Here is a 23,706-nt window from a genome sequence, read left to right as displayed (position 1 = left end):
TGCACTCAATACAGCAGGAACCTCAAATCCACCACACTGGCGGACGCCTGGGAATTTGCCTACGATCAAGTAATTATTGTGGCGGGGGCAGAATAAGCATGGAAGACGTTGATGTCGTGATCATCGGCGCCGGTTCAGCCGGGCTTTCGGCTGCCAAGACCCTGCGCGCTGCCGGTTTTTCCTTCAAATTGTTGGAAGCGATGAACCGCATTGGCGGCCGCGCCTGGACCAGCGATCAGCATTTCGGCGTGCCGTTCGACATCGGCTGCGCCTGGTTGCATGCCGCGGACCGCAATCCCTATTTTCCCGAGGCGAAAGCCGCCGCCTGGACGCTTCACCATCACGACATGGATGTCGATCATCTCTACTACCGCGAGCGAAAGGCAAGCGAAGCCGAAGAGGCGGCGATGAAGGTGGCCGACGCAAGGCTGTTCGAACTGGTGGCGGCACATCAGGTGAGGGAAGGCGACGACGACCGTCTTTCGGCATTGCTCGCCAAGGGACACGCGCCGCGCGCCGCCGCGACCTTCGCCGGGCCGATGGATTTCGGCGCCGACGAGGACGAGATATCGATCCGCGACTTTCAGGCCGCCGCCGATCTCGATCCGAACTATTTCACCAGGGAAGGCTTCGGTACGCTTGTTGCGCGCTTCGGCGCCGATGTGCCGGTGGAACTGTCGACGCCGGTGCGCAAGATCGTCTGGGATGGGCCGGGCGTAGCCTGCGTTACCGATCGCGGTGCCATCTGCGCCAAGGCGGTTATCGTCACCGCCTCGCCGGCAGTGCTCGCCTTCGAGGAGATTGCGTTCTCGCCTGCACTCCCCGATGCGCATTTCGCCGCCTTCTTCGACCTGCCGATGGGCATGCTGACCAAGCTGCCGGTCGAAATATCCGGTACGAGGCTCGGCCTGGAGCCGTTCGACGATTTGCTGATCGAGCGGTTGGCCCGGCACGACATCTACTTCCTCTGCTTTCCCTTCGACCTCGATTTAATGGTCGGTTTCGTCGGCGGCGATTTCGCCTGGGAGATGTCGGCGGCGGGCGAGGCGGCCGGCATCGACTTCGTCGTCGACCGGCTCTGCGGCATCTTTGGCGGCGACATACGGAAGCATGTCGGACGCGCAATGATGACCAATTGGGGCGCTGAGCGGTTCGTGCGCGGCGCCTATGCGGCGGCGCGGCCCGGCCGCTCGCAAGCGCGCGCCACGCTGATGCAGCCGGTGGCGGAAAAGATCTTCTTCGCCGGCGAGCATTTGGCCGGTCCGCTGATGCAGACCTGCGGCGGCGCCAGGCTATCGGGCGCGGCAGTGGCCAAGGAGGTCGTCGCCCAGCTTGCGGCAAAATAGCGTCGGCCGGCAGGAACGTGGGCAGCTGACAGGCGTTTGGCGTTCTCCTGCTCGTATTGTCCTTCGCATTTCGAATGATTTGAGACGCCAATGAAGCTTTTCGATTGCCCGCATTGCGGCCATCGTCTCTATTTCGAGAACGCGCAATGCCTGAACTGCGCCAGCCTCGTGCTCTACGATCCCGAGCATGCGTGCTTCGCGCTGTCCGGCGGCGACGTCTTCCATTGCACCAATGCCGACGAATGCGCCTGCAACTGGATGGCGGAGCCCGGCCACGCCTTCTGCCGCGCCTGTTCGCTGAACCAGCTGATCCCGGATCTGTCGGTTGACGGCAACCGCCGCCGCTGGATCCGTGTCGAGGCGGCAAAGAAGCGTGCCGTGTATTCGCTGCTCGCCTTCGGCCTGCCGGTCGCACCCAAGCAGAATCCCGGCAAGGAGCTCGGCCTCGCTGTCGAGTTTCTTGGCGATCCGCGCGGGGGCGGTCCCGGCGGCGAGCGTATCTTGACCGGCCACGACAACGGCCGGATCACGCTCAACGTCGCCGAGGCGGATTCGGCAGAGCGCGAGCGACGGCGCGTCGAGATGGGCGAGAACTACCGCACGCTGCTCGGCCATTTCCGCCATGAACTCGGCCATTATTACTGGGACCGCCTGATCCGCGACGATCCGCAAAGGCTTGCCGGTTTTCGCGCTTTGTTCGGCGACGAGCGCGCCGATTACGAACAGGCGCTGAAGACCTATTATGCCGATGGCGCGCCGCCCGACTGGCAGCAGCGCCATATCTCGGCCTATGCGACATCGCACCCATGGGAGGACTGGGCCGAGACATGGGCGCATCACATGCACATCACCGACACGCTGGAGATGGTGCATGCCCTGAATTTCCCGCTCGGCCGGCTGGAGACCGTTGAAGCCAACGAGCTGCCGTGCGCCGATACCGGCGGCAAGTTGCAGCCGGCACCATCGGAACCCGCCGCCAGGCCAGAGCCCTTCGAAAGGATTCTCGAGCGCTGGCTGGTGCTGTCGGAGGCGTCCAACTCGATCAACCGCTGCATGGGCCTGCCCGATCTTTATCCGTTCGTCATCTCGGACGTGGCGGCGCAAAAACTTGCTTTTGTTCACGAGCTTTTGACCGACCTGCCGAAAACGACTGGAACAAATCGTGAGCCGGCCGAAGCCTTTTAGCCGGAACGCATGCGGCTTTGCTTCGTTTTCGGTCCCGAGGGACTGTGAAACGGAGAGAAGACCATGAAACGCATATTGTTTCCGGCGGTGGCCGGAGCGCTCATAGAGATGTCGGGCTCTGCTTTGGCCGACACGGCGGTGTCGGCAATCACCGATCTCAACGTACGCGCCGGCCCCGGCCCGCAATATCCGGTTATCGGCGTGCTCGCGGCCGGCCAGTCGGCGACGCTCGACGGCTGCATCGCCAATAGCAAATGGTGCACCATCGCCGAGGCCAACGGCCAGGGCTGGGTCTATTCCGACTATGTGACGGCCGATTTCGGCGGCAGCCGTGTGGTCCTGACACAGCGTCCGGCCAGCGCCGACATTGCCGTCGTGACACCGCCTGCCGATAGCGCCGAATATTCCGACACCTATACCGGAGCGATCGTTGCCGGCGAGGCGATCGAGCCCATCCGCAGACCGCCGGCCGAGATCCGCACCTATGTCCGTACGCATCGGCTCGAACCGGTCTATCTCGAGGGCGAGGTGGTGACCGGCGCGACGTTGCCTGACACCGTCGAGCTGCGCGAGATTCCGGACTATGATTACCGCTATGTCTATGTGAACGGCCAGCCGGCACTGGTCGATCCAGGCACCAGGCGCATCATGTACGTCGAGCGCTGACAATACAAACAGGGCGGTCGCCCTATAGCGGCGGCCGCTCGCACTGCCGACATTGCCACAAGCCGGTACTGCCGCTGCAATACCGGTTTTCACATTGCGGCCGATGTTCTAGACCTTGCGAGCCGAAGCACCAGCCAGCGAGCCCGCGTGACGATCGACCCAACCGCCTTCCAACAGTACCGGCACACCACCAACAACAAGACCACTTTGCCGCGGCTTCTGCTTGGAGCGGTGGTCGTCATCCTGTTCTGGCTCGGAACCACTGCCGCCGTGCTGTTCGGCGGCACATATGCCTTTGCCGTTTGGCAGGCGTCATCTGGCACCGCCTCGCCAGGTGGAGGAGCGGTGCAGGATTTCACGGCCTCTCCTGCGGGCATCCTCGCGGCGCTGGCTTCATTTGCCGGAATCTGGCTCGGCCTTTGGGCTGCAATGCGCTGGATCCATCGCGAGAAGCTGACCGCCCTGATTGGCGTCAGCCGGCGCATTTCTTGGGCGGGGTTCCTGAAAGGGTTGACCGCGGTGCTGATCACCTCGCTGCTTTCCGAGATCCTGCTTTATGGTTTGCAGCCCGACATCGCGCGCGGCGCGATCGGCCTGTCCTGGTGGCTTTTGTTCCTGATTCCGATCGCCGCCCTGACCTTTCTGCAGACCTCGTCGGAGGAGATGCTTTTTCGCGGTTATCTGCTCAGGGGCCTGGCGAGCCGGTTCCAGAACCCTTTCATCTGGGCGCTGCTGCCGGGATTGCTGTTCACCTCCCTGCACTGGAGCCCAGGTTCGAGCGCCGCCATCAATGCCTGCGTGCTGGCCTCGATCGCCGCCTTTGCGCTGTTGCTGACGCTTCTGGTCTATGCGACCGGCAATCTCGGTGCAGGCTTCGGCGCCCATCTCGGCAACAATCTGACCGGTTTCCTGCTGATTTCGCACCAGCAAAGCTATAATTCCTTCGCCCTGTTCAACGCCAAGCCGCTCGAATCCGCCGGCTGGACGACTTTAGACGCCGTCCTCATCGCCGTGATCGGCATCGTCAGCAGCCTGTTGACTGTTCTGTTGCTTTTGCATCCGCGCTCACCGCTGAAGGTCGAGCCGGATATGCCGCGCGCCGGCGGCGTGCGCTGATGCGCCTTGCCTGGCCGCCCCGATCATATTTGGCGCAAAGCCTGACCAAAGCTTGACTCTGCAGCCGATTTCCTGTCTACACGCCGCGAAATCCGCGACGAGTATTCCTCCGAGCAAACCGACCGGGACGCCGAAACCTCCTTGAGGTGAAGTGCTGTAAATCGATCCCGGAGGCCAACACCCGGCAGCGCTGTGCGCCCCCGGGTGCTTTTTGGCTTTGGGCTTTTGCCCGGACCGGCTTTTGCTTGGACAGTTGGCGCGAACGCATTACCTCTCGGGCATCATCCGGGTGCCAGGGAAAAGGAAAAAGAATGTTTGAATCGCTACAGGAACGCACAAGAGGCGTGGAGGGCCATCGGCCCGATAGGGATCAAAATCAATCCAAGGCGCTGTCGCGCGGTGGGTTGACCAATGTTTGAGTCCCTGCAAGAGCGCCTTGGTTCGATCCTAAACGGCCTCACCGGCCGCGGCGCCTTGTCGGAGGCTGATGTCTCGGCGGCGCTGCGCGAGGTGCGCCGTGCGTTGCTCGAGGCCGACGTGGCCCTGGAAGTGGTGCGTTCCTTCACCGACAAGGTGCGCGAAAAGGCCGTCGGCGCCGCCGTGGTCAAGTCGATCAAGCCCGGCCAGATGGTCGTCAAGATCGTCCATGACGAGCTGGTCGAGATGCTCGGCGCCGAGGGCGTCGCCATCGATCTCAATGCACCGGCTCCGGTCGTCATCATGATGGTCGGCTTGCAGGGTTCCGGCAAGACGACGACCTCGGCCAAGATCGCCAGGCGCCTCACCGACCGTCAAAACAAGAAGGTTTTGATGGCCTCGCTCGACACGCGGCGTCCCGCCGCACAAGAGCAGCTCCGCCAGCTCGGCGAGCAGGTCAAGGTCGCCACATTGCCGATCGTCGCCGGCCAGACGCCGGTCGATATCGCCCGCCGCGCCGTGCAGGCGGCCAAGCTCGGCGGCCATGACGTCGTCATCCTCGACACTGCCGGCCGCACCCACATCGACGAGCCGCTGATGGTCGAGATGGCCGACATCAAGAAGATGTCGTCGCCGCACGAGATCCTGCTGGTTGCTGATTCGCTGACCGGCCAGGACGCCGTCAATCTGGCAAAAAGCTTCGACGAGCGCGTCGGCATCACCGGCCTCGTGCTGACCCGCATGGACGGCGACGGCCGCGGCGGTGCGGCGCTCTCGATGCGCGCCGTTACCGGCAAGCCGATCAAGCTGATCGGCACCGGCGAAAAAATGGACGCGCTGGAGGAATTCCATCCCAAGCGTATCGCCGACCGCATCCTCGGCATGGGCGACATCGTCAGCCTCGTCGAAAAGGCGGCCGAGAACATCGACGCCGAGCAGGCGGCGGCGATGGCCAGGAAGATGCAGTCGGGCAAGTTCGACCTGAACGACCTCGCCGGCCAGCTTCAGCAAATGTCGAAAATGGGCGGCATGGGAGGCATCATGGGGATGATGCCCGGTATGGGCAAGATGAAGGATCAGATGGCCGCCGCCGGTCTCGACGACAAGATGTTCGGCCGCCAGCTCGCCATCATCTCGTCGATGACCAAGGCCGAGCGCGCCAACCCGGATATTCTGAAGCACTCGCGCAAGAAGCGCATCGCCGCCGGCTCGGGTACCGACGCGGCCGAAATCAACAAACTGTTGAAGATGCATCGCGGCATGGCCGACATGATGAAGGCGATGGGCGGCAAGGGCAAAGGCGGCGGCCTGATGCGCGGCATGATGGGCGGCCTCGCTTCCAAGATGGGGCTCGGCGGCATGATGCCTGGCGGCCCAGGCGGTCCCGGAGGCGGCATGATGGGCGGCGGCATGCCGGATCTCTCCAAGATGGACCCCAAGCAGCTCGAAGCCTTGCAGAAGCAGGCGCAGGCGGCCGGGCTCGGCGGCATGAAGGGCCTGCCCGGTGGTCTTCCCGGTGGCGGTGGCCTGCCTGGGCTACCCGGCGGCATGAAACTTCCCGGCCTGCCGGGCGGTGGCGGGCTGCCAATGCTTGGCAAGAATGGCCTCGGCAAGAAGAAGTGAGAGCGCCATGAACGAAGAGAAGGACATGGCGGACGCGCGTGCGGCGCTGGCCAATTATCGCGCCTCGATCGACAACATCGACGCGGCGCTGATCCACATGCTGGCCGAGCGCTTCCGCTGCACCAAGGCAGTCGGCGTGCTGAAGGCGGAACATGGCCTGCCGCCTGCCGACCCGGCGCGCGAGCAGGAGCAGATCGCCCGTCTTCGCCAACTGGCCAAGGACGCCCATCTCGACCCGGATTTCGCGGAGAAATTCCTGAACTTCGTCGTCCGCGAAGTGATCCGCCATCACGAGCAGATCGCCGCATCCAACGGCGTGACGAAAACCGGCTGAGGACCAGCCACCAACCGATCAACCACATCAGAGCTTTAGGAGAAGAGAAATGCCACTGAAAATCCGATTGGCCCGTGCGGGCTCGAAGAAGCGTCCCTATTACCATGTCGTCGTCGCCGACGCGCGTTCGCCGCGCGACGGTCGTTTCATCGAGTCGCTCGGCTCGTGGAACCCGCTGCTGCCCAAGGACGGCGAACGCGTCAAGGTCGACGCCGAGCGCGTCAAGCATTGGCTGTCGCATGGCGCCCAGCCGACCGACCGCGTGCTGCGCTTCCTTGATGAAGCCGGCATCGCCAAGCGCGAAGCCCGCTCCAACCCGAAGAAGGCCGAGCCCGGCAAGAAGGCGCAGGAGCGCGCAGCCTTGCTGAAGAAGGCGCAGGAAGATGCCGCCGCGGCCGTTGCCGCCGCTGCAGCCGCGCCGGCCGAGGCGGAAGCCGCCAGCGCCGAATAAACCATCTCCACAACCACGAAACGGCGGGCCTTGCCCGCCGTTTTGCTGTTCGTCCGCATGGTGCGGCCCGATCAATAGCCCTCGGGGCAACTCGCAACGTACACACGACCGTTACGATCGCGATAACGGCACTGGCCGCTTTCGCTGGCACGGCCGATCAGCGCACCGGCCAAAGCGCCGGCCGCACCACCGATCACCGCGCCCTTGGTTGGGTTGCCGGCGACCGCAGCGCCGACCGCCGCACCGCCCAGGCCACCAACTGCCGCGCCTTGCTCAGTGCGGGAGCAGGCACCGAGCGGTACCAGCAAGGCCATCAAGATCATCACCTTTTTCATTGTCGTTCCTCTCCAACAGGGTGCCGTCCTCGCCGCTGAACCTCCTAACTCGCAACCAGGCGATTTGATCCAAAGAAGAAGATCGGCTGCCGCCCGGCAGCGCTCGATTTGATCCAACTCGATTTGATCCAAAGAGTAGAAAAGCGGCGGCAGATCGCGCCCGCTCTGGCGGCGTGGCCACCATCGAACGGCTTTCGAAGTCGCCGCTATTGGCTGAACGGGAACAACGCGCGCACCCTTGGATCGCGCAGATACAGGCCACCCCAGAGGATGGCGCCGAGATAGACGCCGAACAGTATGTGCGAGAATAAAGGGCTGCCGATCCGCACATGCGTGGCGACGGCGCCGCCGAGATAAGCGGTGAGCAGGATGGCGCCGAGCACCGAGGTGCGCGGCAGCGCGTAAAGCGCTGTCGAGACCAGTCCGATGATGCCGAGCATGCGCGAGACATTGGCATCGGCCGGCCAGCCGAGCTGCACCATGGTCTGGGTGACGATTTCGAGCGGCGGTAGCTTGATCACGCCGTCGAAGATCATAAACAGCACGACGACGGCGCTGAGCACGCGGCCGGCCCACAAGGCACGCGATGAGACGGGTGCTGCCTGAGACATGGTCATTGATGTTCCCTCCGGTCGTTGTGAGCACTGGCTCCTCCGCCAGCTCGAACCAAGGACGCGGCCCGTGACGGCGATCCGACATGCCTCCAGTTTTTCCACTCCAGCGGCGAACTTTGGGTGTGTACGTTAAGTCAGCAACGAACCTGGCCAAGTCCACCTTGCGGGGTGAGGTGGAGGGCGTTATCGAAAATCCATAGAAGTGTCTTCGAGCGCTCGACGCAGCAGCCGCCTAGTCGCACAACGAAAGCAATCGATGGCCGGAGAGACCGACCTGAAACAGTTGCCGGCGGCAATGACGCCGGAATTGCTTGCCGGGGTTCATGTGTTCACCACGTTGCCACCCGATGCGCCCGTTCCCGACAGGCTCACCCGGTGATGCTATTTCGCGAGCGCGAGGGCATGACGCTGATCGACCATGCCAAGGCCGCTGGACTGAAAACCGTGTTCCGCTGCCGGATGCTGACGCTCAACATCCATTTCGTCGCTGGACGCGATCGGCTTCCTCGCCGCCATCACCGCACGACTGGCCGCGGCCGGCATCGGCGTCAATCCGGTCTCGGCCTTCTACCACGATCACCTGTTCGTGCCCGCCGACCGGGCGGAGGAGGCGCTGGAGTTGCTGTTGGACCTAGCGGAGGAGAACCGGCTGTGACGCCGGCGCTTGCTGCCTATTGAGACGCCTGCGCTGCCCCTCATCCTCCTGCCGGAACCTTCTCCCGTGAGCGGGGAGAAGGGCGCTAACGGCCGAAGGCCGAGCCCGCGACTGCGGGCCGCCGGCCTTCCGGCGCCCCCGCGGAGGGCCAGCCGCGATAGCGGCGATACGGCCGTGAGCGAAACTACGCCGCCTTCTTCTTTGGCTGTATCAGCCCGCGCTCGACCAGCAGCTCGGCGATCTGAACCGCATTGAGTGCTGCGCCCTTGCGCAGATTGTCGGAGACGATCCACATCGAAAGGCCGTTGTCGATGGTCGAATCCTCGCGGATGCGCGAGATGAAGGTGGCGTCCTCGCCGGCCGATTCCAGTGGCGTGATGTAGCCGCCGTCCTCGCGCTTGTCGATGACCTGGCAGCCCGGCGCCTCGCGCAGGATCTCGCGCGCCTCATCGGCGGTGATCGGCTTTTCGAACTCGATGTTGACCGCTTCCGAATGACCGATGAACACCGGCACCCGCACGCAGGTCGCCGTCAGCTTGATCTTGGGGTCGAGCATCTTCTTGGTCTCGGCCACCATCTTCCACTCTTCCTTGGTGAAGCCGTCGTCGAGGAAGACGTCGATATGCGGGATGACGTTGAAGGCAATACGCTTGGTGAACTTCTTGACGTCGACGGTGTCGGCGACGAACACCGCGCGCGTCTGCGTGAACAATTCGTCCATGCCTTCCTTGCCGGCGCCGGAGACCGACTGGTAGGTGGCGACGACGACGCGCTTGATGGTGGCAGCGTCATGCAGCGGCTTCAGCGCCACGACCAGCTGCGCCGTCGAGCAGTTCGGGTTGGCGATGATGTTCTTGCGCGTGAACAGCGAGATCGCATCCGGGTTCACTTCCGGAACGATCAGCGGCACGTCCTGGTCGTAACGGAAGGCCGACGAATTGTCGATGACGACGCAGCCCTGCTTGCCGATCTTCGGCGACCATTCCTTGGAGACGTTGCCGCCAGCCGACATGATGCAGATGTCGGTGTCTGAAAAATCATATTGGTCGAGCGCCCTGACCTTCAGCGTGCGGTCGCCGAACGACACTTCCGTGCCTTGGCTGCGCCGCGAGGCCAGCGCCACCACCTCGCTTACCGGAAAGCCGCGTTCCTCCAGTATGTTAAGCATTTCCCGGCCCACATTGCCCGTGGCGCCGACGATCGCAACCTTGAAACTCATCGAAATCTCCTGTCCCTCTCCGCTCGGTTTCTGGAGAAAACCCGCCGGCCGATGCGGGTTTCAACCCCCAGGCCGGACCCGGGAGAGGGTGGTTAGGCCAAGGGAATCAGACCGTTTTGGTGGTCGTTTTGCCGGTTTTTTTGAGCAACAACGTGGGTTTGCTGGAACGAGGAGACGCACCGACGCACCCGGCCCAATGGTTCGCATTGGGGCCGGGGATGTCGAATGCAAGGAGCGCCATCATAAGGCCGCGCATCGAAACTATCCCGTTCGGTGCCGGCTTTTACGCGGTTTGCGTCCAGAGTCAATCGCAAGCAGGCCAACCCGCCCGCCCTGTACAATGACATCGGCACCAAGTACGAACGGGTATCGTCTGGCTCGTGGCGCCCGTCCGTGGCGCTTGCCGACATTTACCCGTCGCCGGGTATTCAGAATCCGAATTTCGAAAGAGCAAGATGTCCAATTTCGAAGCTATTGTTCCCGCGCTGGCAAAGGCGCTGGAAAAACGCGGCTATGTCGAGCTGACGCCGGTGCAGAAAGCGGTTCTCGAGCTTGGCCAGGCCGATGCGCTGGTTTCGGCCCAGACCGGCTCCGGCAAGACCGTCGCCTTTGGGCTGGCTTTGGCGCCGACCCTTCTGGACGGCGCGGAACGCTTTTCCCACGCGGCGGCACCCATGGCACTGGCCGTCGCGCCGACGCGGGAACTGGCCCTGCAGGTGACGCGCGAGCTGGAATGGCTCTACGAGCTGACCGGGGCAGCGATAGCCTCCTGCGTCGGCGGCATGGACATGCGCACCGAGCGGCGCGCGCTGGAGCGCGGCGCCCACATCGTCGTCGGCACGCCCGGCCGCCTGCGCGACCACATCACCCGCAACTCGCTCGACATGTCGGCGCTCAAGGCAGTGGTGCTCGACGAGGCCGACGAGATGCTCGACCTCGGCTTTCGCGAGGACCTGGAATTCATCCTTGACGCGGCACCCGCCGATCGCCGCACGCTGATGTTTTCCGCCACTGTGCCGCGCTCCATCGCCACGCTGGCCAAGGGCTACCAGCGCGATGCGGTACGCATCTCGGCCTCGGGCGAGGAGAAGCAGCATCTCGACATCGAATACCGGGCGCTGAGCGTCGCTCAGGCGGACCGCGAAAACGCCATCATCAACGTGCTTCGCTACTACGAGGCGAAGAATGCATTGGTGTTCTGCAACACCCGCGCCGCCGTCAACCATCTGACGGCGCGCTTCAACAACCGCAACTTTTCCGTCGTGGCGCTGTCCGGCGAGCTTAGCCAGAACGAGCGCAGCCACGCGCTGCAGGCGATGCGCGACGGCCGCGCAAAAGTCTGCATCGCCACCGACGTCGCGGCACGCGGCATCGACCTGCCCAACCTCGAACTGGTCGTCCACGCCGACTTGCCGACCAACCCGGAGACGCTCCTGCACCGAAGCGGGCGGACGGGACGGGCAGGACGCAAGGGCGTCAGCGCGCTGATCGTGCCCAACAATGCCCGCAGGCGCACCGAACGCCTGCTGCAAAGCGCCGGCCTTGCGGCGACGTGGGCGAGCCCGCCTTCGGCCGACGACGTCTTGCGCCGCGACGACGAACGCATCCTCGCCGACCCGGTCTTCAGCGAGCCGGTGACGGACGATGAGCGCGGCTTCGTCAACGCGCTTCTCGACCAACGTGGCGCCGAACTGGTGGCGGCGGCCTTCGTGCGTCTCTGCCGCTCCAGCCGCTCGGCGCCCGAGGATCTCTTGGACGTCGCTCCGTTCACGCCGTCGGGCGACAGACCCGCTGGCGACAGAGCCGCCCGCCGCGACGAGGCACCGAGCCGCCGCGACGATTTCGGCGACAGCGTCTGGTTCTCGCTGTCGGTCGGACGCCGGCAGAACGCCGAGCCGCGCTGGCTGATCCCGATGCTGTGCCGGACAGGCGGCATTTCCAAGCGCGAGATAGGCGCGATCAAGATGCAGCCGGAGGAAACCTTCGTGCAGATCGCGGCGGACTGGGCCGAGCGCTTCCTCGCTGCGATCGGTCCCGACCGCAAGCTGCAGGGCAACATTGCGGTCAAGCGGCTGGACGCCACGCCGGATTTGTCGCGAGCCGGCTATCAGGAACCAAGGCCCGACAAGAAGCCGCACCGCGGCAAGCGCACCTTCGATCAGCATGCGCCCAAATTCGAGAAGCGCGCACCGGCCGACCAGCGCCCGGCATTCGAGACGAAGCCCTGGGCCGGGAAACCGGCCAAGGCGAAGTTCGAAGGTGGACCTGCGAAACACAAGAAATCGAAGAAACGGCCGGGGTAAATAGCCAGCACTCTCCATTTCCGCACGCCCTTGCGGTCTGCCGGAACTTTGCACAGTCTGGGGCAGGGAAACGGGGGTGGGCAGGACATGCGCGGCGAAGTTCTTCATTACGACGAAGACCAGGGTTTTGGTTTCATCACCGGAGCCGACGGCAACCGCTACACTTTGGCGCGCGAAGATTTGCGCCGCGAAGCATCGATTGCCGGAGGTACTACCGTCGAATTCCAGCCGGCTGGCGGACGGGCACGCGATGTTTTTTCGATCCGCGCCCAACCTCGCAGTGCGCCTGCCGACGCCTCCACTGCAACCGCCGTGCCGTCTCAGGCTGGCAATGCGCCAGCGGCACGTCAGCCGCAGCATTTCGGCCGTTCCGCTGAACAAAGTCCGGCCGAATCCGCCGGCCTGTGGAACTATTTCTGGCTGGGTCTGACCGAGAATTACTTCAACTTCGCCGGCCGTGCCCGCCGCAAGGAATATTGGGGGTATTGCCTGTTCTGGACGATCGCGCTGATTGTGGTCATAGGCATCGGCGTCTTCATCGACGACGCCATGGGCAATCTCGACAACAGTGAATTGCCGGCAGTGACGGTCGGCCTTTTCGGTCTCTTTCTGCTGGCGACAGCCCTGCCGTGGTTCGGGCTGAACGTGCGTCGGCTGCACGACATCGGCCTGACCGGCTGGCTCTTCCTGCTTTTCCTGATCCCGACCTTCGGCACCGTGATCATCCTGATCTTCGCGCTCATCCCGACACAGGCACGTGAAAACCAGTGGGGTCCAGTGCCGGCAGGCGTCAGGGTTTAGCCGGCGCCGTGCCTCGCAGCCGCTCCATTCGCACATGTCATGCGTGCATATTGCAATTGAAAACAACCTTGGATAGTATCAGTACGGCACAGTATTTGGGGGCAAGCAATGCGCGGCGCGATTTATCATTATGACCAGGATCAGGGTTTCGGATACATCAATGGAGCCGACGGCAAGCGTTACATCGTCGGGCATGAGGATCTGAGTCCCGGCGTGGCGTTGGTCAGAGGCGCACCCGTCGAGTTCCAGCCGGACGATGGGACTGCGCGCGCCGTCATTGCAGGAAGGCCAAGGGCTGCCGAATCCCGCAGCCTCATTCCCAACGGCGTTGAACCTGCCCAATCCACCGGATTATGGGCTTATTTCTGGCGCGCATTCAAAGTGAGACATGTCAGCTTCACCGGCCGCGCCTGCCGCAAGGAATTTTGGGGCTTTTTTCTGCTCACGCTGATCGTGTTCTTCGCGCTTCTTGCGTTCGGCGTCCTCATCAATGCAGCGATCACAGCTGTCAGAGGCGACCTGGAATTTGGAGCTTTGGGTTATGCGCCAGCCTTCGTGTTCCTGCTACTGACTGTCCTGCCGTGGTTTGCCCTTATGGTACGACGCCTGCACGACATCGGCCTGAGCGGCTGGTTCGTTTTGCTGTACTTCGTTCCCGGCTTCAACACGCTGGGTCTGTTGGCGCTTGGGCTTATCCCATCCAAGGTCAGTGAAAACCCTTGGGGGCCGGTGCCGGCGGGCGTCAGGGTTTAGCGATCGCCTTCAGCGTCTCGCTCGAAAGCCTGAGGAAGACCTTCCGACCCTGGCGCTCCGCGCCGAGTCCGACGTAGAAGCGCAGCGCACGCTCGTTCCAGTCCTCGGTGGTCAGGTCGATGCGGCCGATGCCTTCGCGCAGGCAATGGCCGGCAAGGAATGCCATCAGCGCTCGACCGACACCGCCATTGCGGGCATCATCGCGTACGAATAGGTCCTTGAGGAACAGCAGCCGCTCGAGATCGATGCCGGGATGCGCGATCGCAACCGAGGCCAGCCCGCAAACTTCACCATCGACGAAGGCGAGCGCAAAATGCGGATAGGCCGGACTTTCGTCGCCAAGCCATTTCTGCGCCGCCGACAAGGCTTGGCTGGCGTCGAGTGGCGGCTGCCGGTAATGCACCGCCATTTCGCAAAGCATGGCGGCGGCGAGTGCCGCGGCATCCTCGGTCGTCGCCCAGCGGACGTCGACCGACACGGGATCAGCCCAGGAACTTGGCGATGATCGCGTCGCCCATCTCAGCGGTGCCGACCTCGGTCATCCCCGGCGAATGAATATCCCTGGTGCGCAAGCCCTGGTCGAGAACGGCGGCGATCGCGCCTTCCAGCCGGTCGGCCTCTTCAACCATGCCGAAGGAATAGCGCATGCACATGGCGAAGGAGGCGATCATGGCGATCGGATTGGCGATGCCCTTGCCGGCGATGTCGGGTGCCGAGCCGTGCACCGGCTCGTAGAGCGCCTTGCGCTTTTTTGTCTTCGCATCCGGCGCGCCGAGAGAGGCGGACGGCAGCATGCCGATCGAGCCGGTCAGCATGGCGGCGATGTCGGACAGCATGTCGCCGAACAGATTGTCGGTGACGATGACGTCGAACTGCTTCGGCCAGCGCACCAACTGCATGCCGCCGGCATCGGCCAACATGTGATCGAGCTTGACGTCGGCATAGCGCGCCTTGTGCGTCTGGGTGACGACCTCGTTCCACAGCACGCCAGATTTCATCACATTGCGCTTTTCCATCGAGGTGACGTGGTTCTTGCGCGTGCGTGCCAACTCGAAGGCAACGCCCGAAATGCGCTCGATCTCGAACGTATCGTAGACTTGGGTGTCGATGCCGCGCTTCTGGCCGTTGCCGAGATCGATGATCTGCTTCGGCTCGCCGAAATAGACGCCGCCGGTGAGCTCGCGCACGATGAGGATATCGAGCCCTTCGACCACCTCCTGCTTGAGCGAGGAGGACGCCGCCAGCGCCGGATAGCAGATTGCCGGCCTGAGATTGGCAAACAGCTCCATGTCCTTGCGCAGCCGCAGCAGACCCGCCTCCGGGCGCACCTCGTAAGGCACCGCATCCCATTTCGGTCCGCCGACGGCGCCGAACAGCACTGCGTCCGCGGCCATCGCCTTGGCCATGTCGGCATCGGAGATCGCCGCGCCATGCGCGTCATAGGCGCAGCCGCCGACAAGGCCCTCATCGGTGACGAAATCGCTGCCGAGCCTGTCGTTCATGGCGGCGATCAGCTTCTTCACCTCGCCCATCGCCTCGGGGCCGATGCCGTCGCCGGCAAGCAGGAGAAGATTTTTCGAAGCCATGAGAACCGTCCCGATTGTTTAGCGCATGAACGCGGCCTTGCTAAACGCCAAGCAGCCGGCGCGCAACCCTGCGGTTCAGAGCATCGGACCCAAAAGTGGAAACCGGTTTTGGCAGAATCCGATGCTCAAGCCAAAACGCCTACAGATGCGAAAGAATATTGACCAGCCTGCCGAACGGGTCGCGTACGAAGAAGCGCCGCACGCCCCAGGGTTCGTCCGCCGGACCGTATTCGATGGCAAAGCCGGCCGTCCTCATGCTTTCAAGCGCGGCATCGACGTCGTCGACTTCGATAGAGATGTCCGGCACCGGCGTTCCTGACCCTCCTTCGGCCATGAAACTGACCTGCACGGACATCGTCTCTTGCGAGCCGTAGGTAGCGATCCAGCCCATATCCATCTTGAGATCGAGGCCGAGCACATCCTGATAGAAGGGTTTTGCCGCCGCGATATCCTGCGTGTCTATGTTTGCAACGATGCGCCTGACCTTCACCATGGGCCGATCCTCGTGCTAACCGTGTCGTTGTCGCAACCGTGACAGGCATCAGGCTGTGCGCCGCAGCGCCGTCACCTCGATCTCGATCTTCATCTCCGGCTTGTTGAGCTGGCACACGATCATCGTTGCCGCCGGCCTGATCTCGCCAAAGGCCTCGCCGAGGATCGGGAACACCACATCCACGAAAGCCGCATCGGTGATATAGTAATGTGCCCGCACCACATCGGCCATTTCGAAGCCGCCGTCTTGCAATGCCTTGGCGATGGTAGCGAGGCAATTACGCGTCTGCGCCTCGACCGTCTCCGGCATCGTCATAGTGGCATAATCGTAGCCGGTCGTTCCGGACACGAAACACCAGTCGCCCTGCACCACGGCGCGCGAATAGCCGGCGGTCTTCTCGAAGGGCGAACCGGTGGAGATCAGTTTTCGCATGGGGCGGCCTCGTTGGGTTGCTGAGCGTCGTCTAGCAGAGGGGGGCCGGGCGGGTCATGAGCCAAGCTAGGCAAATTGTTGTCACGAGGCGGCAAGACGCAAACCTTGGAGATTGGCCGGAGCATCTATCCGTCGTCATCCTATGGCGGAGCAAGGAGCGTAGCGACGCAGCGTAGACCATAGGATCCATGCCGAGACATCATGGGCTTTGCCACGGTGCAGAATTTTCTGCTCAGCCGCGCCTTCCGACAACGGTCGCGGCATGGATCCTCGGGTCAAGCCCGAGGATGACGAATGCGCAGTTGCGACCCCTTGTCGAAACCTTAATTCGCCGACCCCAGCGCCTTGTCCAGCGCTTCCTTGACGTCGGCCGGCCATGTACTCACCGCCGGCCACGCGTCCGGCTCGGGCTTGTCGCCGCGGCGGGCGAAATAGAGCTTATGGTTGACCGGGTCGACGGCCATGAAACCGTCATTGCCGCCGCAATCATGCGGCACGCAGCCGCTGGCAAAAAAGGCGCCCGAAGCGGTCTCCTCAGTACCGCCGCCGACCAGCAGGCTGGTCGCCATGTCGGGCATGTCCTTGCCGAGCAGCGTCTCGGCTAGCCTGTAGACGGCCTCGTTGTGAAAGGCATCAATGATGTTGTCGTATTTCGACGGATCGACGTCTTTCCACTCCGTGCCCGGCTCCGGCATGTAGGTCAGATTACCGGACGTCGTCAGCCCGTCCGTCGGCGACCATTGCAGCGCCGGCTTGGAATCGCCCGGCAAAAGATAGGGTACGAAATAGATGGCGCTGTCGGAGATCGCGGCCGGTGGTGCGCCGCATTCATCCTGCTCGACCGTGGTCGTCTGGATCGTGCCGCCTTCCGGCTTCCACACGATCACCTTGGCCGGGCCGCATTGATTGCCGCCGTCGCCGACATCGACCAGCGCCACCTTGACACCGCCGACCTCGACGACCTTGTCGAAGAAGACGTCGTAATTGCGCGCCAGTTCCTTGCCGTCGAAGGCGAGCACCCGTTCCCCGTACTCTTCCTCCTGGGTGATGGTCAGCTGGCCACCCTCGAACGGGATCGGCGCCTGTTTGTCATTGTCGGCTAGGGCCGCATTGCTCAACGCGCCCTGGTCGGCCCCGCCGGACGCATCGTCAGCCGGCACGAGCACCGTATCGGTCTGTGCATGCGCGCCTGCCACTGGCATCAGAATCCACGCCAGCGCGCAGGCCCCTGCAAGAAGCGAACGTGTCATGACTGTCCCCTCCGTTCAGCCGCCACGAACCCGGTCTGTCGCGGCCAGGTCATCGTACCGCTCAGGCCCAGGGGCGCTCAGCAGCATTCTTCTTCTCGAACGAAGCGATGGCGCCAGCCTTCTCCATGGTCAGACCGATATCGTCGAGCCCGTTGAGCAGGCAGTGGCGCTTGAACTCGTCGAGGTCGAACTTGACCACGCCGCCGTCCGGCCCGCGGATTTCCTTGGTCTCGAGATCGACCGACAGCGTCGCGTTGGAACCGCGCGACGCATCGTCCATCAGCTTCTCCAGGTCTTCAGCGCTGACGGTGATCGGCAGGATGCCGTTCTTGAAGCAGTTGTTGTAGAAAATGTCGGCGAACGAGGTCGAGATGACGCAGCGGATGCCGAAATCGAGCAGCGCCCACGGTGCATGTTCCCGGCTCGAACCGCAGCCGAAATTGTCGCCGGCGACCAGGATCTGCGCCTTGCGGTAGGCCGGCTTGTTGAGCACGAAGTCCGGGTCTTCCGAACCGTCGTCCTTGTAGCGCATTTCGGCGAACAAGCCGGTGCCGAGCCCGGTGCGCTTGATCGTCTTGAGATAATCCTTGGGGATGATCATGTCGGTGTCGACATTGACGATCGGCATCGGCGCGGCGACGCCGGTGAGCTTGGTGAATTTTTCCATGGTTCTTGCCCGTCTTCTTCTCGTTGCGGGGAATTGCTGGCGCCCGGTTTACACAAAGCCGCGGGCAAATAAAAGGCGGCTGTTTCTGGACTTCCGTCGTCGATCGAAACACAAAACGCTTCAAAACCACCGGCCCATGGTGCACTTTTATCGACATGACAACGCGATCCACGGTCCTCTACGCCAGCGAACCGGACCTCGGCACCGCCGAGTTCCGCCGCGTGCTGGTGGAATCCGGCCTCGGCGAGACACGGCCCGTCGATGACAACACTCGATTGAAGGCGATGTTGTCAGCGGCCAATTTGGTGCTCACCGCGCGTCTCGACACAGAAGGCAAGCCGCTGGTCGGTGTCGCTCGCGGCATCACCGACTTTTCCTGGGTCTGCTATATCTCCGAGCTCGCTGTTTCTGCATCGGCGCAAGGGCTGGGTATCGGCAAGGGCCTGATGGATGAGGCACGCCGGCAACTCGGACCGTCCGTCGCCATCAGCCTGATCTCCATGCCCGACGCCGTCGGCTTCTATGAGCGTATCGGCATGGAGCGCATGCCCAACGCATTCTGGTTCGGCCGCAAGCGCTGAAATCCACTTTCAGCGACCTCAACCTGCGCATCCTCGGCCAAGGTTCTGCCTCTTGACATGCAACCATATGGTTGCATATTAGGGTCATGAGCATGGATGCCGTCTTTCGCGCCTTGGCCGACCCGACACGTCGGCGATTACTGGACAGCCTTCATGCAAGGAACGGGCAGACGCTGAACGCGCTGTGCGGTGAGATGGACATGACGCGCCAGGCGGTGACCAAGCATCTGGCGATCCTGGAAGAAGCAAACCTCGTCACCACCATCCGCCAGGGACGCGAGAAGCAACATTATCTGAATCCGGTTCCCATCAACGAGATCGCCGAACGCTGGATCGGCAAATTCGAGCGGGGGCGACTGGGCGCCCTCAGCGATTTGAAGAAACGCCTCGAAAGGGAAGACTGATGAGCAACATTTTCGTTTATGTCACCTACATCCGCACCTCGCCCGAAAAACTCTGGCAAGCGCTGACCGAGCCGGAGTTCCAGCGGCAATATTTCCTCGGCGCCCAGATGCTAAGCGACTGGAAACAAGGTTCGGCGTGGAAGATGGTTTACACCGACGGCCGCGTCACCGACAGCGGCGAGGTCCTCGAGATCGATCCACCCAAGCGCATCGTGCTCAAATGGCGCAACGAGTTCATGCCCGAGGTCAAGGCGGACGGCTACACACGCTGCACCTTCGCCATCGAGCAGGAGGGCGAGATGGTGAAGCTCGCCATCACACACGAAGCCGATGGACCGCACAAGCTGCTCGGCCATGTGGCGAACGGCTGGCCGCTCATCCTGTCCAGCCTGAAGAGCCTGCTCGAAACCGGCAAAGGCCTGTCGCGCCCGGCGTCGAAGGCTTGAGGTTGTTCCGATAGCGAAACGTTTCTGGAGACAGGCGATGTACAGTGCCGCGGTGCACAGCATGACCAATGGCAAGACCGTTATGGCGAGCGCCGATGTTTGCGCGCCGCCCGAGCGGATCTTTGACGCGCTCGTTACACGCGAGGTCGAGCGCTGGTGGGGGTCCGCCAAGACCTACCGGATGACCGGATGGACGGCCGACCTCCACGTCGGCGGCCGCTGGAGCGTCACCGTCGAGACGGCGGCCGGCAGACACCTGCCCGCCAGCGGCGAATTCCTGGAGATCGAAGAGCCGCGCCGGATCGTGCAGACGCGCAGATACGGCTGGGACCATCCGACGCTTGGCCGCCGCGAAACCAAAGTCGCCTGGCTGCTGGAGCCGATCGCCGGCGGCACACGCGTCACCATCTGCCATGGCGGCTTCGCCGGCCTCGCTGCTGCCGCGACGAAGCATGCCGAAGGCTGGGCCCAGGTGCTGGGCTGGCTTCAGGCGTATCTTGGTACGGGCGGCTTGGCGGCGGCTTAATCCACCAAGCAACGGTAGCATCCCTTCGCGCCAGCGTTAAATTACATTCAATTCCCGAAACGGCCGCCCGTCGGCGACCCGGCTGTACCCGAACGCCGAGCAATCCACCGTGCGATAGCCGCCATGCACGATCAGTTCGGCCAGCGCCTTGCCGACCGCCGGAGCCTGCTGCAAGCCGTGACCGGAAAACCCGTTGGCGAAGAGGAAATTGCCGACCTCCGGGTGCGGGCCGATCACCGCGTTCTGGTCGAGCGTGTTGTAGTCGTAATGGCCGACCCAGGCGCGCGTCGGCTTGATCGCCTCGAAGGCTGGAATGCGGGTCGCCAGCACCGGCCAGATCACCTCTTCGAACAGCGGCCAGTCGGGGTCGAAGTCGGCGGGATCGGCCGGTCCTTCGCCCTCTTCCGCCTCGGCGCCCCCGGTGATGTAGACCGAGCCCTCCGGGCGGACATAGATGCCGCTCGGGTCGACCAGCAGCGGCATGTCGTCATATTTTTCGCGCGCCTCGAAGACGAAGACGTTGCGCTTGCGCGGCTCCACTGGCAGCGCCAGCCCGGCCATTGCTGCCACCTTGCCGGCATTCGGCCCGGCGGCGTTAACGACGGTGCCGGCCTCGAGCCGCTCGCCATTGTCGAGGGTCACACCGGCGACGCGCTTCCCCTGCCGCTCGATACCGGTCACCGACGCGGTGATGAAATCAATGTTCTTGCTTCGCAGTGCCTTGCGGAACAGCATCAGCATCGCATGCGCGTCGAACCAGCCTTCGCCGCTGCGGCCATAGGCGCCGGCGGAAATGCCCTCGACCGACAGCCACGGAAAGCGGCGGACGAGCGCCTCGGCATCCTCGAGCACGATGTCGGCGCCCTCGGCCATCTGCGCCTCGTGGTTGGCCCGCAGGATCGGCAGCCCGTTCTCGCCGGCAAGGATGAGGTAGCCGCCTTCGCGAAAGCCGATATCGGCGTCCGCGCCAAACTCTTCCCTGAGCCGCCGGAACAGTTTCAGCGTGAATTGCGACAGACGGATGTTTTCCGGGATCGAAAACTGCTGGCGGATGGAGGCGCAGGACAGTGTGGTCGCCGCATGAGAAAATTGCGGGTCGCGCTCGACAAGTGCAATCGAGCCCGAAAACCCTTCCTCGCGCAGGTAATAGGCAACCGACGAGCCGACGATGGCTCCACCGATGATGACGATGTCGTAATGCACCTTTTCGCCCTTCCGGTCTGAATCGCCGAGTCACGCCGCCGGCAGGATGATCTCGAAGCGCGTGCCGCTCGCGGAGTCAACCAGCCGGATCGTGCCATCATGCGCTTTCAGGAGGGCCAGCACGATGCCGAGGCCCATGCCGGTGCCGCCGGAATCGCGGCGCGTGGTGAAGAACGGCTCGAAGATGCGGCCTCGGTTGCTGGGCGAAATGCCGGCGCCGTCGTCGTCCACCACAATGGTGGCCTTGCCGTCCGCGCTTGCGGCCGTGATCGAAACCAGCGTTGCGCCGTGCCGCGCCGAATTGTCGATGAGGTTGGCCAGCACGATCGCCGCGTTTTCGGCCGATATGCGCAGACCGATCCGGGCGCCCGCCTCGAGGCGCACCGCCAGCCTGTCGTCGGCCGGCAGCAGCGCCAGCGCAGCAGTGAGCGACGTGCTTTCGCCGCTGGGCTCGAGATTCTCGGCGCGCGCCAGGTCGAGCAGGCGGCGCACCAGCAGATTGAGCCGGCCGGCATCGGTGACGATATTGTCCGAAAAGCGCCGCCGTTCGGCCTCGTCCATCGCGCTGCCCGAATCGCGCAACAGTTCGGCGGCGCCCTGGATCGCCGTCAGCGGCGATTTGAGCTCGTGCGAGACGTGGGTGGCAAAAGTCTGGATGCCGTCGGAGCGTGCATGCAGTTTTTCGGCCATGTCGAGGAAGGCGGCAGAAAGCGCCGCCATTTCGCGCGTGCCGTGGTGATCAAGCGGCCTGATCGCCGCGCGGTCGCCGGCGGCGATGCGATTCGTGCGTTCCATCAGCGCATAGATCGGCCGGCTGACGGTGCGCAGGAAAACCAGCCCGATCAGCAGCGTGCCGCCTAGAATGGCAATTGCCGCCAGCGCCACCTTGCCGCGCTCGCCATAGAGATGCTTGACGATGTTGTTGGGCGTCCGCGACAGATAGACCACGCCGGCGACCTTGCCGGCAACGGCAACCGGCATGGCGACAAAGACGCGAACCTTGGTGCCGCGGCTGACCGAATAGAGCGGCGGCGAAGGCTGGTCCGGCACCCGCAGCCTGAGCGCGCTGGCGTAGCGGCCGGCAAGCGCTGCGCGAACTTCTTCGACAGCGGCGAGCGACAGGCCGGCCTCCTCACGGCCGGCGATGACCACGCCTTCGGGATCGAGCAGCCGGAAGCCGGCCAGCGTGGTTTTCTGCGTCTCGGCAAGAATGCCCGACAGCCGCGCGCCGATTGCCGCGAAGGCAGGATCGACGCTGGCCGCCGTGGCTGCTGGCCGGGTTGGCAGGATCCTGTCGGACGCAAGATCGAGGCGCGGTTCGATTGGCTGGTAGGGAGAAGCCCGATCCCCTGTACTGGGTGGAGGCATGGATGTGCCGAGCTTTTCCGGGGCAAGGCCGGCCTCACGGACCTCTTGCGCATAGATCGCGGCAAGGGCGGCACCTTGTGCGATCAGCTCGGCCTCGGTCTGGCGGATCAGCTGGTTCTCGTAGAGCCGGAAGAAGAACAGGCCGGCCAGCGGCAGCGCCATCACCATGATCAGGATGGCAATGACGACCGTGGCAAGCCGTGGCCGCCATTTGCTGCCAATCCATTTTCGGGCGCTCAACTCCCGCATCGGCCGAGCCGGAAGCCGACGCCATGCACGGTCTCGATCGCATCGACACAGCCGATGGCCGCGAGCTTGGCGCGGATGTTGCGGATATGGCTGTCGACGGTGCGGTCGGCGACGTGGATGTTGGCGGCATAGGCATTGGCCATCACCATGTCGCGGCCGAGCACATGCGCCGGCCGCGCCAGAAACCCTTTCAGGATCGCGAATTCGATCGAGGTCAGCGCCAGCGGCTTGCCGTCGAAGCTGGCTGTATGGCTTGCCGGCACCAGCGCCAGTCTGCCATGAGAGAATTGCCGGTCGTCGGCTGGTTCGGGCCCAGGCCGGGCGCGGCGCAGGATGACGTTGACGCGGGCGACCAGCTCGCGCGGGCTGAACGGCTTGGTGACATAGTCGTCGCCGCCCATTTCCAGCCCCAGTATGCGGTCGATCTCCTCATCCCGCGCGGACAGGAACAGCACCGGCACGTCGGATGTGTGGCGCAGCCGCCGGCACACTTCCAGCCCGTCCATTTCCGGCATGCCGATATCGAGCACGACAAGATCGGGAGCACGGCGTTCGATCGCCAGCAAGGCAGCTGCGCCGTCCGGCACTGCCAGCGTTTTCATGCCGGCCTTTTCGAGCGCGAAGCAGATGATTTCGCGAATGTGCGGATCGTCGTCGGCGACCAGTATGTGGTGCGGCATCAA

The 23,706-nt window shown here is 63.6% G+C and carries 26 protein-coding genes and 1 pseudogene; 15 read left to right on the top strand and 12 right to left on the bottom strand.

The genetic code is table 11. The features are described from left to right. The first annotated feature begins 98 nt into the window (after window positions 1-98). The 7 genes from NKH50_RS05365 to rpsP all read left to right on the top strand — a co-directional run bounded on the left by NKH50_RS05365 (window position 99) and on the right by rpsP (window position 7,138). The gene (locus tag NKH50_RS05365) at window positions 99-1,346 is read left to right on the top strand and encodes a flavin monoamine oxidase family protein (protein WP_352877163.1); all 1,248 of its coding nucleotides are present in this window, start codon (window positions 99-101) and stop codon (window positions 1,344-1,346) included. 90 nt (window positions 1,347-1,436) lie between these two features. Further along, window positions 1,437-2,531: a zinc-binding metallopeptidase family protein gene (locus NKH50_RS05360; protein WP_352877161.1), complete on the top strand. Its 1,095-nt coding sequence runs from the start codon at window positions 1,437-1,439 to the stop codon at window positions 2,529-2,531. Between the two features lie 63 nt (window positions 2,532-2,594). Further along, entirely contained in the window at window positions 2,595-3,197 is a 603-nt protein-coding gene (locus NKH50_RS05355; RefSeq protein ID WP_352877159.1) for a DUF1236 domain-containing protein, read from the top strand. A gap of 147 nt (window positions 3,198-3,344) precedes the next feature. Further along, entirely contained in the window at window positions 3,345-4,313 is a 969-nt protein-coding gene (locus NKH50_RS05350) for a CPBP family intramembrane glutamic endopeptidase (RefSeq protein WP_352507357.1), read from the top strand. Window positions 4,314-4,724: 411 nt separating this feature from the next. Further along, window positions 4,725-6,353, top strand: a complete 1,629-nt coding sequence (gene ffh, locus NKH50_RS05345) for a signal recognition particle protein (protein ID WP_254817889.1) — start codon at window positions 4,725-4,727, stop codon at window positions 6,351-6,353. A 7-nt stretch (window positions 6,354-6,360) separates the two neighbouring features. Continuing rightward, window positions 6,361-6,687 (top strand): chorismate mutase, encoded by a 327-nt coding sequence (locus tag NKH50_RS05340; RefSeq protein ID WP_254817890.1) that lies wholly within the window; start codon window positions 6,361-6,363, stop codon window positions 6,685-6,687. A gap of 49 nt (window positions 6,688-6,736) precedes the next feature. After that, window positions 6,737-7,138 (top strand): 30S ribosomal protein S16, encoded by a 402-nt coding sequence (rpsP, locus tag NKH50_RS05335; protein ID WP_254817891.1) that lies wholly within the window; start codon window positions 6,737-6,739, stop codon window positions 7,136-7,138. A 71-nt stretch (window positions 7,139-7,209) separates the two neighbouring features. On the opposite strand, the gene NKH50_RS05330 is transcribed toward rpsP, so the two are convergent. Together NKH50_RS05330 and NKH50_RS05325 are read right to left on the bottom strand one after the other, a co-directional pair. After that, window positions 7,210-7,473, bottom strand: coding sequence for a YMGG-like glycine zipper-containing protein (locus tag NKH50_RS05330; RefSeq protein ID WP_023680734.1), 264 nt, complete (start codon window positions 7,471-7,473; stop codon window positions 7,210-7,212). Between the two features lie 206 nt (window positions 7,474-7,679). Then, entirely contained in the window at window positions 7,680-8,090 is a 411-nt protein-coding gene (locus tag NKH50_RS05325; protein WP_352507359.1) for a DoxX family protein, read from the bottom strand. 253 nt (window positions 8,091-8,343) lie between these two features. Here NKH50_RS05325 and NKH50_RS05320 point away from each other — a divergent pair. Further along, window positions 8,344-8,742 (top strand): annotated as a pseudogene (locus tag NKH50_RS05320) (ACT domain-containing protein). A 184-nt stretch (window positions 8,743-8,926) separates the two neighbouring features. Here NKH50_RS05320 and NKH50_RS05315 read toward each other — a convergent pair. Further along, window positions 8,927-9,961 carry an aspartate-semialdehyde dehydrogenase gene (locus NKH50_RS05315; RefSeq protein ID WP_352479700.1) on the bottom strand — a complete coding sequence of 345 codons (1,035 nt, stop codon included), beginning with the start codon at window positions 9,959-9,961 and terminating at the stop codon, window positions 8,927-8,929. 455 nt (window positions 9,962-10,416) lie between these two features. Here NKH50_RS05315 and NKH50_RS05310 point away from each other — a divergent pair, with 455 nt between their 5' ends. The 3 genes from NKH50_RS05310 (at window position 10,417) to NKH50_RS05300 (ending at window position 13,818) form a co-directional block, all read left to right on the top strand. Further along, window positions 10,417-12,264: a DEAD/DEAH box helicase gene (locus tag NKH50_RS05310; protein ID WP_352701217.1), complete on the top strand. Its 1,848-nt coding sequence runs from the start codon at window positions 10,417-10,419 to the stop codon at window positions 12,262-12,264. Window positions 12,265-12,351: 87 nt separating this feature from the next. Then, complete coding sequence (locus tag NKH50_RS05305; protein WP_352701216.1) at window positions 12,352-13,065, top strand: DUF805 domain-containing protein; 714 nt, start codon at window positions 12,352-12,354, stop codon at window positions 13,063-13,065. Window positions 13,066-13,173: 108 nt separating this feature from the next. Continuing rightward, window positions 13,174-13,818, top strand: coding sequence for a DUF805 domain-containing protein (locus NKH50_RS05300; protein WP_352877154.1), 645 nt, complete (start codon window positions 13,174-13,176; stop codon window positions 13,816-13,818). Here the strand turns inward: NKH50_RS05300 and NKH50_RS05295 are convergent. The 6 genes from NKH50_RS05295 to leuD form a co-directional block, all read right to left on the bottom strand. Beyond that, window positions 13,808-14,296: a GNAT family N-acetyltransferase gene (locus tag NKH50_RS05295; protein ID WP_352701213.1), complete on the bottom strand. Its 489-nt coding sequence runs from the start codon at window positions 14,294-14,296 to the stop codon at window positions 13,808-13,810. The genes NKH50_RS05300 and NKH50_RS05295 overlap by 11 nt on opposite strands. 4 nt (window positions 14,297-14,300) lie before the next feature. Next, window positions 14,301-15,404, bottom strand: a complete 1,104-nt coding sequence (gene leuB, locus NKH50_RS05290) for a 3-isopropylmalate dehydrogenase (protein WP_352701212.1) — start codon at window positions 15,402-15,404, stop codon at window positions 14,301-14,303. A 139-nt stretch (window positions 15,405-15,543) separates the two neighbouring features. Next, window positions 15,544-15,894 (bottom strand): VOC family protein, encoded by a 351-nt coding sequence (locus NKH50_RS05285; protein WP_352570210.1) that lies wholly within the window; start codon window positions 15,892-15,894, stop codon window positions 15,544-15,546. Window positions 15,895-15,945: 51 nt separating this feature from the next. After that, window positions 15,946-16,329 carry a RidA family protein gene (locus tag NKH50_RS05280; protein ID WP_254817900.1) on the bottom strand — a complete coding sequence of 128 codons (384 nt, stop codon included), beginning with the start codon at window positions 16,327-16,329 and terminating at the stop codon, window positions 15,946-15,948. A gap of 323 nt (window positions 16,330-16,652) precedes the next feature. Then, the gene (locus NKH50_RS05275; RefSeq protein ID WP_352877150.1) at window positions 16,653-17,579 is read right to left on the bottom strand and encodes an Ivy family c-type lysozyme inhibitor; all 927 of its coding nucleotides are present in this window, start codon (window positions 17,577-17,579) and stop codon (window positions 16,653-16,655) included. Window positions 17,580-17,640: 61 nt separating this feature from the next. Beyond that, complete coding sequence (gene leuD, locus NKH50_RS05270; RefSeq protein WP_352877147.1) at window positions 17,641-18,246, bottom strand: 3-isopropylmalate dehydratase small subunit; 606 nt, start codon at window positions 18,244-18,246, stop codon at window positions 17,641-17,643. 155 nt (window positions 18,247-18,401) lie between these two features. On the opposite strand from leuD, the gene NKH50_RS05265 reads away from it, so the two are divergent. The 4 genes from NKH50_RS05265 to NKH50_RS05250 all read left to right on the top strand — a co-directional run bounded on the left by NKH50_RS05265 (window position 18,402) and on the right by NKH50_RS05250 (window position 20,203). Further along, a complete protein-coding gene (locus tag NKH50_RS05265; protein WP_352690938.1) occupies window positions 18,402-18,827 on the top strand; it encodes a GNAT family N-acetyltransferase in 426 nt (141 codons plus the stop codon). Between the two features lie 92 nt (window positions 18,828-18,919). Further along, complete coding sequence (locus NKH50_RS05260; protein ID WP_352690939.1) at window positions 18,920-19,231, top strand: ArsR/SmtB family transcription factor; 312 nt, start codon at window positions 18,920-18,922, stop codon at window positions 19,229-19,231. Beyond that, complete coding sequence (locus NKH50_RS05255; RefSeq protein ID WP_352479710.1) at window positions 19,231-19,677, top strand: SRPBCC family protein; 447 nt, start codon at window positions 19,231-19,233, stop codon at window positions 19,675-19,677. Before NKH50_RS05260 ends, NKH50_RS05255 begins: the two co-directional genes overlap by 1 nt. A 37-nt stretch (window positions 19,678-19,714) precedes the next feature. Further along, a complete protein-coding gene (locus NKH50_RS05250) occupies window positions 19,715-20,203 on the top strand; it encodes an SRPBCC family protein (RefSeq protein ID WP_352877143.1) in 489 nt (162 codons plus the stop codon). A 36-nt stretch (window positions 20,204-20,239) separates the two neighbouring features. Here NKH50_RS05250 and NKH50_RS05245 read toward each other — a convergent pair whose 3' ends face one another. From NKH50_RS05245 to NKH50_RS05235, 3 genes are read right to left on the bottom strand one after another with little or no spacing between them, the layout of a single operon-like run. Beyond that, window positions 20,240-21,406 carry an NAD(P)/FAD-dependent oxidoreductase gene (locus NKH50_RS05245; RefSeq protein WP_352877140.1) on the bottom strand — a complete coding sequence of 389 codons (1,167 nt, stop codon included), beginning with the start codon at window positions 21,404-21,406 and terminating at the stop codon, window positions 20,240-20,242. Between the two features lie 30 nt (window positions 21,407-21,436). Further along, window positions 21,437-23,023, bottom strand: coding sequence for an ATP-binding protein (locus tag NKH50_RS05240; RefSeq protein WP_352877137.1), 1,587 nt, complete (start codon window positions 23,021-23,023; stop codon window positions 21,437-21,439). Next, complete coding sequence (locus NKH50_RS05235; RefSeq protein WP_352802887.1) at window positions 23,011-23,703, bottom strand: response regulator; 693 nt, start codon at window positions 23,701-23,703, stop codon at window positions 23,011-23,013. The genes NKH50_RS05240 and NKH50_RS05235 overlap by 13 nt, the downstream gene beginning before the upstream one ends. Window positions 23,704-23,706 lie beyond the last annotated feature (3 nt).

Source organism: Mesorhizobium sp. M1027, assembly GCF_040318745.1.
GTDB lineage: Bacteria > Pseudomonadota > Alphaproteobacteria > Rhizobiales > Rhizobiaceae > Mesorhizobium.
Note: the sequence above shows the minus strand (reverse complement) of the source record. Positions and strands in the feature narration are given on the sequence as shown.